Origin of the sequence: Rhodococcus sp. IEGM 1307, from assembly GCF_030056915.1 — a bacterium.
Lineage (GTDB): Bacteria > Actinomycetota > Actinomycetes > Mycobacteriales > Mycobacteriaceae > Rhodococcus_F > Rhodococcus_F opacus_D.
On record NZ_JASHKW010000010.1, the window covers coordinates 90555 to 102102 of the forward strand.

At 63.7% G+C, this 11548-nt stretch carries 9 protein-coding genes; 8 read left to right on the top strand and 1 reads right to left on the bottom strand.

Translation table 11 applies throughout. The features are described 5' to 3' along the window. The first annotated feature begins 135 nt into the window (after positions 1 to 135). The 8 genes from QM841_RS20975 (at position 136) to QM841_RS21010 (ending at position 9675) form a co-directional block, all read left to right on the top strand. The gene (locus QM841_RS20975; protein WP_283333424.1) at positions 136 to 507 is read left to right on the top strand and encodes a hypothetical protein; all 372 of its coding nucleotides are present in this window, start codon (positions 136 to 138) and stop codon (positions 505 to 507) included. A gap of 532 nt (positions 508 to 1039) precedes the next feature. Next, entirely contained in the window at positions 1040 to 2554 is a 1515-nt protein-coding gene (locus QM841_RS20980; protein WP_283333425.1) for a sugar transferase, read from the top strand. Between the two features lie 37 nt (positions 2555 to 2591). After that, positions 2592 to 3677 carry a glycosyltransferase family 4 protein gene (locus QM841_RS20985; RefSeq protein WP_283333426.1) on the top strand — a complete coding sequence of 362 codons (1086 nt, stop codon included), beginning with the start codon at positions 2592 to 2594 and terminating at the stop codon, positions 3675 to 3677. After that, the gene (locus QM841_RS20990; RefSeq protein ID WP_283333427.1) at positions 3674 to 4687 is read left to right on the top strand and encodes a glycosyltransferase family 2 protein; all 1014 of its coding nucleotides are present in this window, start codon (positions 3674 to 3676) and stop codon (positions 4685 to 4687) included. Before QM841_RS20985 ends, QM841_RS20990 begins: the two co-directional genes overlap by 4 nt. Beyond that, positions 4684 to 6087 (top strand): O-antigen ligase family protein, encoded by a 1404-nt coding sequence (locus QM841_RS20995; protein WP_283333428.1) that lies wholly within the window; start codon positions 4684 to 4686, stop codon positions 6085 to 6087. Before QM841_RS20990 ends, QM841_RS20995 begins: the two co-directional genes overlap by 4 nt. Then, complete coding sequence (locus tag QM841_RS21000; protein WP_283333429.1) at positions 6084 to 7178, top strand: DUF1972 domain-containing protein; 1095 nt, start codon at positions 6084 to 6086, stop codon at positions 7176 to 7178. Before QM841_RS20995 ends, QM841_RS21000 begins: the two co-directional genes overlap by 4 nt. Before the next feature lie 72 nt (positions 7179 to 7250). After that, entirely contained in the window at positions 7251 to 8408 is a 1158-nt protein-coding gene (locus tag QM841_RS21005; RefSeq protein ID WP_283333430.1) for a polysaccharide pyruvyl transferase family protein, read from the top strand. Between the two features lies 1 nt (position 8409). Then, the gene (locus QM841_RS21010) at positions 8410 to 9675 is read left to right on the top strand and encodes a lipopolysaccharide biosynthesis protein (RefSeq protein ID WP_283333431.1); all 1266 of its coding nucleotides are present in this window, start codon (positions 8410 to 8412) and stop codon (positions 9673 to 9675) included. 6 nt (positions 9676 to 9681) lie between these two features. On the opposite strand, the gene QM841_RS21015 is transcribed toward QM841_RS21010, so the two are convergent. Then, on the bottom strand, positions 9682 to 11514 hold the full coding sequence (locus tag QM841_RS21015) for a DUF4012 domain-containing protein (RefSeq protein ID WP_283333432.1): 1833 nt from the start codon (positions 11512 to 11514) through the stop codon (positions 9682 to 9684). Positions 11515 to 11548 lie beyond the last annotated feature (34 nt).

The window sequence follows — 11548 nt, forward strand, 5'->3', positions numbered from 1 at the left end:
GCGGGGGGTCCCCTGACCGGGGGAGTCGAGATTCATCCGATGCACCGCCTGATCGGGGGACAGACGTCCGCGCCGCGCCGGGAGAGAGTTGTCCCGTACCGGGATCAGCCGTTCACGTGGACAGGAGCCTTCGGCATGTCACCCATCTCCAGTATCGAGGTCGCCCGAGCCCGGCGGTCTCGCCGCGTGTTGTTCGTCGGCAATCCCACCCGCTACAACGATGTATCGCAGTGGGCGATGGTCCGGCAATGGGTGGCGCTCCACGGAATGGAACCTATCCGCGAACTCGAGGGTGACGTGCTCTGCGTCATCGTCACCGAGGACATCCTGGACGGCCGTTGTTCGCCGAAGGAATCGGCTGCCGTTCAGCACGCTCGTGCGCTCGGCGTGCCGTGCATCAGCGTCCATGACACGACCTTGATCTGGCAGGTGACCGCCCGCGTTCGGGCGCGAATGGGTCGGCCACAGGTCGGTGCGTCGGCCGCGCCCCACCGTGGCGGGGCGTGACACGGGAGAGCGTCGATGCCGGACCGTTCGAATTCTCGAGTCAGTCACCGAATTTCGGTGCTGGCTCGTGAAAATTGTCTTCGATTCGGTGACGGGATCGCATACGTCTCGCAATCGCCAACTTTGGGTATGCAATTCGAGTGTTGGCAGGACTCCGAGTGCGCGAAGACGCCTTGATGCGGACTTGACTGCGTGAAAATCCTTCTGCCCGAACACCTGTGGTCAGTTTGCCGAAAAAGACTGTCCCCGAACCAATTGTAGGAGCGAATAACCGCTGCTCAGTCCGTATTTAGTGCAGACCGCACGGTCTCATGTCGCCGGTGCGGATGAGACAGGACGGAATCGCGCTGATAGCGTCCACACTCGTTGTGAATGTTCGAAGTCGTCTATCTACATGGCGGTGCTCGGGGCACTTCTGGTTTTTGCTCGTTGGTGACGACGGCACTGTCCGCGTCCGGAGATCCGCTGTCGTGAAACGGCCGACTCGACCATCACACTCTGCCGACGGTCGGTTCGACAGTGGAGGGGATGCATGGCGACGTTCAACTCGACTGTGGAGAGATCTTCAGCTGTTCACAGCGTTGCGTCGGTTTCAGCGCAACGAGGGGTCGCACGCCGACACTGGCTGGCCGTGTACATCAGGCGAATTCTCCTCACCGACACCCTCGTCGTGGTGGCAGCGGTGGCTCTGGCTCAATGGGTGCGCTTCGGAGGCCCCGGGTCTCTTGTCGACTCACGCACTCTGAGCAATGTGAGCTACGGTCTGATTTCCGTCGCTCTCGTGGCGTCGTGGCTCGCCATGCTCGCCGTCTTTCACGTGCGATCCCCACGAGTGGTCGGGAGTGGCCCGGAGGAGTATCGACGCATCGCCACCGCGACGCTACGACTGTTCGGGCTCATCGCGATCGCAGCGCTCCTCCTGCAGTTGGAATTGGCACGGCTGTACCTGGCGATCGCATTCCCCACGGGTCTACTCGGTCTTCTGCTGACCCGTTGGATGTGGCGCCGCGTCCTCGCTCGCAAGCGTGCGCGCGGGCTGTGCCAGACATCAGTGTTGGTCGTCGGAGGCGAACACTCCGTGCGCAACCTCGCCAGGACCTTCGACCGTGGAACAGCGGACGGGTACACCGTGGTCGGGGTATGTATCCCAGCTCATTACCGGTCGTCCGACGACACGATCACCGTGGACGGACGGTCGATTCCGGTCCTCGGCGACGAGCACGACGTCGTCGATGCGATCGAGCGATCCGGTGCCGACACCGTCGCGGTCACGGCGACCGAGCATCTCGGCCATCACGGGCTTCGTGAAATGGTGTGGGACCTCGAGCAGTTGGACGTCGACATGGTGGTCGCTCCGGGAATGATGGACGTCTCCGGGCCGCGCCTCGAGATGCGACCTGTCGCGGGTCTGCCTCTGATCCACGTGGAGAAGCCGCGCTATCACGGCGCGAAGCGATTCGGGAAGACGTCGTTCGATCTGATCTTTGCCATTGTTGCGCTCGTGCTGGCGAGTCCCGTGATGGTTGTCGCGGCGGTGGCGGTCAAGCTGACGAGTCGAGGGCCGGTGTTCTACAAATCGGAACGAATGGGCATGGATGGCAGACCGTTCCCGATGCTGAAGTTTCGGTCGATGGTGGACGACGCCGACAAGCACAGCGCGACCCTGAGCGGACGCAACGACGGTGCCGGAGTTCTGTTCAAACTGCGAGAGGATCCGCGTGTCACCCGTGTCGGCCGCGTCATGCGCAAGTTCAGCATCGACGAGTTGCCACAGTTCATCAACGTGCTGCGACGCGAAATGAGTGTGGTGGGACCGAGACCTCCCCTGCGGGTCGAGGTCGAGTCCTACGCGAGCGAGGTGCATCGCCGACTCCTGGTGAAGCCCGGTGTCACCGGCCTGTGGCAGGTGAGCGGACGCTCGGACCTGTCGTGGGAGGACTCGGTGCGTCTGGATCTGTCCTACGTCGAGAACTGGTCGATGGTCGGGGACATGCTGATCATCGCCAAGACCCTGAAGGCTGTGGTGGCGAGTGACGGCGCGTACTGATGGTGCGGGTCAGGTTCGCGCCCGGCAAGGCCGCACCGTGAGACGTCCGAAGAAGCTCATCGCAGTGCATCCCTCCGACGAGATGTACGGGGCCGACCGGGTCTTCTTGGAAGCTCTGACCGAAGTTCCGAGTGATTGGGACGTGGAGGTGTGGCTTCCGACCGACGTCGACTATCCCGGGAACGAGCTGTCGACTGCGTTGGCCGAGTTGGGGCATACGGTGCGCAGGATGCCACTTCCCGTGATCCGGCGTTCGTATCTCCGCCTCGGAGCGCTCCCCGGACTGGTCGGCCGCTTCCTTCGCACAGCGGGCGCCGTGGTGCGTGCGCGGCCGTCGAAGATGTACGTCAACACGTCGGCACTGGTTCTGATGCTGCCGTTGGCGCGGCTCATCGGTGCGGCAACTGTGCTGCATCTCCACGAATTCCTGGATCGCAAGACAGCGCTCTTCGTGACTCCGTTCATGTCGTTCGCGCAACGGATCGTGTGCGTGAGCAACGCCGTCCGCCTTCCGCTGCCCGAAAAGTTCGACCGCCGATCGGTAGTGGTCTACAACGGTTTCGAGCTGCCGGAACCGACACCGTTCGTCGTCGACGAGCGGCTTGTGTGCTTGGTGGCGAGCAGGTGGAACTCGTGGAAGGGGCACGATGTTCTCCTCGACGCGTGGGACGGTCTCGAACGGTCGGACATCGAACTGATCGTCCTGGGGGCGCCGCCCCTGAACGGCGCGTCTGTCGACGTGGTTGATCGCGTAAGGCGACTCGAACGCCCCGACAGCGTGTCGATAGTCGGTCAGACCGACAATGTTCGCAAGTACCTCGATGCGGCACATCTGGTGTTGGTGCCGAGCATCAAGCCGGATCCGTTGCCGACCATAGCCATCGAGGCGATGGCGGCGGGACGTGCTGTGCTGGCCAGTGACAGTGGCGGTCTGCCCGAGATCATCGGTGACGACGTGGGGCGTCTCGTACCCACAGGTGATGTGGCGGCGTGGCGGCAGGCGCTCGAGGAGTTTTCGATCGAAGACGCGACGGAACGCGCGAACCAGGCGCGGCGGAGATTCGAGGCACAGTTCGGCGTGCGCCGATTCCGTGACGAGATCGGCAAGGAGATATGGACATGAGCGCACCGGAAGAGGCGCGCGGTGACGGGTGCACGATCTCGGTCGTGATCGTGACGTACAACAGCGCTGCCGTCATCGAACAGTGCCTGTCCGCGCTCGGGTCCGGTCCCGAGCTGGACATCATTGTCGTCGACAACAATTCGATCGACGACACGATCGCCAGGGTATCCGAGGTGTGTCCGAGCGCCCGGGTGATCCGAAGTGAAGAGAACCTCGGATTCGCCGGCGGGGTCAACAGAGGAGTGTCGGAGGCGCGGGGCGAACACGTGCTTCTGCTGAACCCCGATGCCGTTGTCGACGCGGAGAGTGTGTTCGCGCTGGGTCGGACCCTCGATGCGGACGGCAGTATCGGCATAGTCGCGCCGCTGCTCGACAAACCGGGGGAACGGCTCGCTATCAGAGAGTGTGGCAGGCAACCGGATCTGTGGCGCGTGCTGTGCCACTATTCCGGCCTTTCACGACTGGCAGGGTATTCGCCGCTCGTCGAAGGGCTGTATCTCCTCAAACGGCACTCGTCGGTGGATCCGAGGGACGTCGACTGGGTGTCCGGTGCGTGCATGCTGGTGCGACGTGAGACCTGGATGCGATTGGGCGGACTGAGCCGTCGGTGGTTCATGTACGCGGAAGATATCGAGTTCTGCTTGCGGGTCAAGGAATCTGGTGAGCGGGTCGTCACGGTGCCCTCGGTAACGGGGGTTCATTTGATCGGCGAGAGTTCGACGACGCCCACGGTGTCGCGGGTGCCCAACTCGGCCTGGGTAGTTAACATGTACGACCTGTACAAGCTGCGCCTGTCTCGCACGCGATTGCAGAACATCGGTTGGAAATGGGCAGTCGCGGGAGGTCTGTTCGCGCGTTCCGCCGCCTACAAACTGCGCGCGGGCTCGGAGTCCGACCAGGAGAACGACTGGGGCGCCGAATCGGTGAAGTTTCGTGTGTTCGCCCAGGACCTTCTGGCGGTCTCGTCCGCTCGGATGACATCCGAGAGCGAGAGCAGGAGTTCACTGTGACGAGCGGGCCGGATCAGAAGGTGTCGGCACCGGACCTTTTCAGTGCACCTCGCAGCCGCAACGACGTGGTCACCTTTCTGCTGGTGTGCGCGGTTGTCGCCGCATCGTTTCTCGGTCGCTACTCGTTCGATGTTGCGGGTTTCACCGTGCGCTGGGAGCAGGTGGCGCCCGTGGCGTTCGTGGGCTGGTTGATCGTCAACCCCGGTTCCCGACTCGATCTTCTTCGTACACTGCGGCATCCCGTCGTGCTGACGTTTCTCGCATTCATCGCCTGGAATGCGGTGTCGACCGTTCTGTTTTCGCCCAGTCTGGGCAAGAGTGTGGCGATTCTGGGCTGGCTCACCATCGATCTGCTGTTGCTGGCGGGTCTGATGTCGCTCGGTGCCCGAGCGGTGTGGGCCGAGAACATCGGGATCCGATTCGTCGTTCCCTGGGCTTTCGCCGGTTTCGCGATGTATCTCATCGCCAACCGAACCGGGGGTGGTGTGTCTTGGGGAACCAATCTCGATTCGCTCTACGACGTCTACGTCACCCGGCTGTCTGCCACGGAAGCGAACATCTACGCCGCGATCCTCGTGTTCTGGACCCTGTTGCTGGTTGCCCGGAAGGGCACCGACCGGCGTTGGATGATCGCGGCGGCGGTGACGGTCCCCTTGGGATTGATCGCATCCCAGACCCGCACAGCGGTGTTCTGCATGGTGATGGGATTGGCCGTCTACGTTGGCTACGAACTTGTGCGGCGCCGCCGGAACCCCACTCCTCTGCGAGCATTCACCTTCGGCCCCGTTGCCGTCGTCGTCGGCGTTCTGGTCGCCTATGGAGCCGCGACCGTCCTTCCGGACATCGGCACGGAACGGCCTTCGCCGAGCCGTCACGAGACCGCGCCCGAGGTGCGCACCGACACATCGCGCCCCGCCCAGGACAAGCTGGGGGACATCGACTTCAGCGGTGGAACGGTTGGATTCCGCATGGCGGTCGCACGAGAAGCCGCGGAGGACATCCAGGGTGTTCACCTCTGGTTCGGTAACGGCACCAATACCTTCGGCCTTCGCCATGAACAACCCGGGTCGCCCGGCGTGTCAGGGCACATCATCATGCTTCCGGTCCAGATCTTGTACGACGCGGGAATTGTCGGCCTGGCGATTCTGAGTGCATTCGGTGCGGTGGTGTGGCGTCACGTGCCGTGGCGCCGGCGGCCGATCGCCGCTGCCATCGCCGCGACGTTCATCGCGGCCGCGACTCTCACGAGCATGTTCTGGTTCAGCGTCGTGTGGATCATTCTGGCGTCGCTGCTTCGTCCATCGTCTCGGGACGAAGGCGAAACGGGAAGGGAAGCAGCACAGAACGTGGTCGAAGAACACCCGTCCGCACTCGAGACGACAGGAATCGAGAGAATATGAGCAACTCGGTCGCAATCATCGGAACCCGGGGTTATCCCAGCTACTACGGAGGGTTCGAGACCCTGGTGCGGAGGTTGGCGCCGTACTTGGCCGACGAAGGCTGGGACGTCACCGTGTACGGGCGCGCGGGGAGCACCGAGCCCGATGACCCGTTCAGGGACTTCCGCGTCGAGTGCGCGACGACGAGGGGTGTCGAGTCCAAATCGCTGAGCACCCTGTCCTACGGCCTCACGTCATGCCTCGACGCATCCCGGCGTCGTCCCGACGTCGCCTTGGTGATGAACGTGGCGAACGGGTACTGGCTGCCGCTTCTGAAAGCGCGAGGAATTCCGACGGTGGTGAACGTCGACGGAATCGAGTGGGAGCGTGAGAAGTGGGGGAAAGCAGCGAAAGCCGCCTTCCGGACCGGCGCCCGACTCACTGCCCGATTCGGCGACCAACTCGTCTACGACTCCCACGAAATCGAGAGGCGGTGGCGCGACGGGTTCGGCCGCACGGGGGAATTCATCCCGTACGGCGGAACCTTGCCCGACGATCTGGATCCGGTCGAGGGATTCCCGCACCGTTCCTATGCGTTGATGGTGGCACGCTTCGTGCCGGAGAACACGGTGGGTGAGTTCTTCGATGCGGCGAGAGAGTTGAGCGAACGTTGGGACGTCGTGATCGTCGGTTCCTCCGGCTACGGCGGTGACTTCGATCTCAGGGCCGAGAGTTTGGCCGCGACCAGCGAACGAATCCACTGGTTGGGTCATGTCAGCGACGACGACAAGCTCTTCGCCCTGTGGCAGCACGCCGGTGCCTACTTCCACGGGCACAGCGTCGGTGGGACCAATCCGGCCTTGGTTCAGGCGATGGCGTGTGGATCACCGATCGTCGCGCGGGACACGGTGTACAACCGTGAAGTTCTGCAGGATTCCGCGACCTTCGTCGAGCCGGATTCCCGCGAGATCGCGTATGAGATGGATCGAGTGCTGTCGGATCATGCGTTGATGGATGAACTGAGTGTCGCTGCCGAACGGCGTCAGCGGACCCACTACACGTGGGATCAGGTATGCCAGAGCTATTCCAAGGTGTTGTACGGTGCACTGTGATGCGAATGCCCGCGTGCGGCAGTGACGCACGAGCAGACGTCGCCACGTGTCCATGAAGCTGCGGAGAGAACAGTGACACCACCGAACGTGGTCAGTGTCGGCGCATTCGACCGATTCAATTACGGTGACCTCCTGTTCCCGTTGGTGCTGGACAGCCGCTGGGCGGAGTTGAGTGGCGGCACGCTGTCGCACTATGCGCTGTGGGGCGCGCAGGGGGACGGGTGGGGTACCGCTCGCTCCGGCAGCGCGAGGGATCTGCGCAGACGCTTCACGGAGCAACCCCCGACGGGGTGCATCGTCGCCGGCGGGGAGGTCCTGAGCGCGACCTGGTACGACCTGACCCGGCACTCGATCCCCAGCGGATTCGACCTCGCGGTGGCCGCTCTCCATCGGTCCGTTCCGCGTAGGCACCTGTCGAGGGTCTGCCGCACCCTCGCGGGAGGAATATGGGACCTGCCGTTGGTCCCGGACGCAGCGACGAGCCGGCAGATGCCCGTGGTGTACAACGCCGTCGGTGCGACGAGCGTCGATACCCTGTCCGGCGATGATCGGAGCCGGGTTCTCGGTTCGCTCCGCGCCAGCAAATACCTCAGCGTGCGGGACAATTCCAGCGTCGACATCCTGCGCTCTCACGGAATCGACGCGGATCTGGCGCCCGACTCGGCCGCCGTCATCGACAGGCTCTTCCCCGCGACGCAGAAGCGATCGCGGACGCTGGTCTTCCAATGTTCGCGACATTGGCTGCGGGGTCACGAGGACGAGGTCGTCACGCAACTCCGCGCCCTGTCGGAGCGATACGAGATCAGCCTGCTGGCGATCGGGCTGGCAGGGGGTCATTCGGATCTCACCGCCCTGCGGCGCCTGTACCGGCAGTTGTCGAGGACGACGAACCGGGTGCGACTGGTCAAACCGGCGAATGTTCGTGACGTGGCAGCGGAGATCGCGTCGGCGGAGTGCTACGTGGGCACGAGCCTGCATGGAAGTATCACGGCGATCGCCTATGGAACGGCCGTGGTCGGTCTGGACCGTATCCCCAAGTTGTCCGAATACTTGGCGACGTGGGCTCCCGATTCGGCAGTGCGCGAAGTTTCCGCATCGGCGATCGTGGAGGGCGTCGATACGACCGAGCGCTTCGACTCTCGCGAGTTGGTCGATGTGGGCAGACGACTCGGTAATGCCAGCGCGGCTTCGACGGACAGGATGCTCAGCGCGCTGCTCGAGGTCGGTTGAGGTGAAGGTGCTTGCCGACAGACGACTCGCCGTGCTGGTGGCCGGCCAGTACTCGCCACTGCTCGTTCAGTTGGTGACCGGCCCCATTCTGGCGCGCGCTCTCGGGCCCACCGACCGCGGCTACCTCGGTGTTGCCCTGATTCTCGTTGCGGTCATCCCGGTGTTTGCGTCGATCGGAACACCGGCCGCTGCGAGAAGACTTGTCGCGGAGGGATCCGACGTGGCGACCGCGAGGGCGGCGGCCGCGCGATCCAACCCGGTGATCTTCGTCGTGACGGTGGTCATGAGTGCTGTGGCGGTCTACATCTGGTTCAGTGGCCTCTCTCCCGGCGAAGTGGGTGCGATCTTCGTCCTGCTCGCGCTGTCGTATTTCGGCGCAGTGCGAATGACGATCCTCTCCCTGGCTGTGAGCGAGGGCATTACGAACATCATCGCCAGGTATCAGATCGTCGGTGCGGGCATGTCCGGACTCGGTATCTGCAGCCTGGCAGTTCTCGGCCGGATCGACATCGTCACCGTCTGCATCGTCTATATCGTGAGTCAGCTCGCTCAGTTCGCGGCCATTTTTCGGTACGGCAGGGGACCTCGTCGCCAGGACCGAAGAATCGATTGGACGTACGCGCTGAAGTCCCTCCCCGGACAGGTCTCGGATGTGCTGCTCATCCGGGTCGACCAGCTTCTGTGCTCACTGTTCCTCGGCGGGCATGCCACCGGCGTCTACGTGGTCGCGTTCAGCTATGCCTTCGTAGCGTTTCCCCTGGTTCACTCTGTCGGCTTGCGAATCAGCGGTGGGAAGCGGCGCGACGAACTCTTGACGAACTCTGTTCGGGTTCCCCTGTCGGTCTTGTCGGGGGCACTGTGCTTCGGCGTGGTGTGGAGCGGTGCCGCCGTCTGGGTGGTGCCCTTGCTGTTCGGGGGAGACTATGCCGAATCGGTTCCTCTGGCGGCAATACTCACCTTCGGGGTCGTTTTCTTCTCCTCGGCGACCGTGAACGTTCAGGCCGCCGTGTCACTCGGGCGGGCACATCTGATGAGCGTAATCGGCCTTGTCGCAGTGTTCCTGGAGGTCGTGGCCGTCATACTTCTGGGGAACGCCAGGACGGTGACGACGATGGCCATCGTCGCTGTCCTGGCGTCCTGCGTCTACTACACGCTGTCTCTCCTGGTGCGGCAACGAAGCCTTTTCGGTGCGCGTAGCAGACCCTCGTCAGAGGGGGCCGCAGATGAATCCGCCCTGCCCGCCTCTCACAGTTCCGAACGGGGATGATCCCGTTCACCCTCCACAGTTCGGCACGCTGACGGTCACTTTCGGATCATCGATGAGCGGCTGGACCGGCACTCGCGCCGCACCCGGTGCAGTGGGCTCGTTCAGTTCGTATCGCAACTCGACGGTCGCGCCCTTCGGGATGGTGACGGGGACCGTGAAGATCGGGTGACCCAGCTCCTTTCCCTGGATGGCGAACGACTGCTTGCCGTCGATGCTCGCCTTCGTCAGGGTCGCGCCGTTGGTGGACAGTAGCGACACCATGGCGAGGTTGGTGCCGTATGGCAGCGGCTTGTCCTTGAAAGTGCCTGCGACGATGCGCGGAAACTTGGTGTCCGGGGTGTTGTTGGTCAGCCGTACGGTAACGGCGGTCGCACGTGTGTCACCTGTGCAGTCGCCGGCGGTGTAGTCGATCTCGCGTTCGAGGTAGTAGTCCAGCTTGTTGCCGCCGTTGTTGTTGATCACGACGCCTGCGTACGGGGCGGGATCCTGGGGCACTGTGTATCCCAGCGTGGTGTCGGCGAGAATCGCCTGCTCTTCCGGATGCGCACTCCACACGGCGATGCGTCGCTCCCCGGCGGCCCTCCCGACCGCGTCGAGAAGTCGCTGGGGTGATTCGATCTTGCCGGTCATCTTCTCGACGACTTTCCCGGCGATGGTCTGCAGGTATTCCTTGCGGTCGGCGTTGTCGGCGTGGTAATTGGCCTCGTCGGTGATGAATCGGGTGTACGCGGTGGATTCGGTCAGTTCCACGACGTTTCCGGCATCGACAACCTCCCCATCGGGCAGGGTGACCGGGCCGACGGCGGCCAGGACGTAGCTCAGTGCCACAGGATCCGTTGCGATTGCTCCGTCCACCTGCTCACCCGACTCCTGCGCCCACATCGACTGCCAGATCCGGCCGGCGTACGGGAAGTGGGAGCTCAGGTTGCTGTTTCGGATGTCGACCGAGGGATTGTAGTTGCCGTACATGCTCTTGTAGTCGGGGCCGAGATCGAGAGGTCGCTTGTCGTAGGACACTTCGGTGTTCTTGCCGAGCTTTTCGATGCCCAGCTTTCCGTCGCTGGCGCGGATGACGCTGTAACCGCCGACGAGTCCGCCGGTGGCGCGTGCCTCCGCGTTGGTCTGAAACGCGAGGAAGTAGCTCCGCGGTCCGTCGAGACCCAGCATGGCCGGAAGTACTTTGGCGCCGATCGTCGTGTTTTCCAAAAGTTTTGCCACGTCGTCGGTCTGATTCTGTAACTCGGTCCGCGCATCGTCCACCAGGCCGACGTATCCCGCGCCTCGAATGCCCTGTGCCTGAGTTGCCAGGTTCCGCGCTGCAATCGACGTCTCCTGCAGCGCCGGGGCCGCATCGCGCAGCGGCTGGAGTTGCACGCTGCCGCCCTCGCCGATCAGATCCCGGGGTGACAACGCGACGCCGACGTCGACCGCGGGTGTGAGAACGTCGCGAGTGAGCCCGACCACGACGTCGGACATCTGCTGCGCCGATTCGAACGGGGCTCCGACGCCGGGCACGGCTGCCAGGGAACTCCACGGGACCGAGTGCAGGTTGTCTTGTGCACCCTCCGCCCGTTCCCGGGCTTCGGCCGCCGCTCGCTGGGCGCCCTCCGTGTCGCCGTCGAGCAGTGAATCCTTCGCGAGCTGCGCGTTGTCCCGCGCGCCGGTGAGGTTGTGCTGAACCTGCCAGGCCGAGAAGCCGAACCATGCGACGACGGCGACGGCGGCAACGCCCACACCGGTCAGTACGCGCCGGCGTACGGTCCATCGGCGCGGCGCCGTCGGCGCCTCAGCTGGTATCGAACCGTCGCTGTGGGAGTTGTTGGGCGACTTCGCGTCCATTCAGGTCTGCTCCTAGCTATCGAGGATAAGGTTT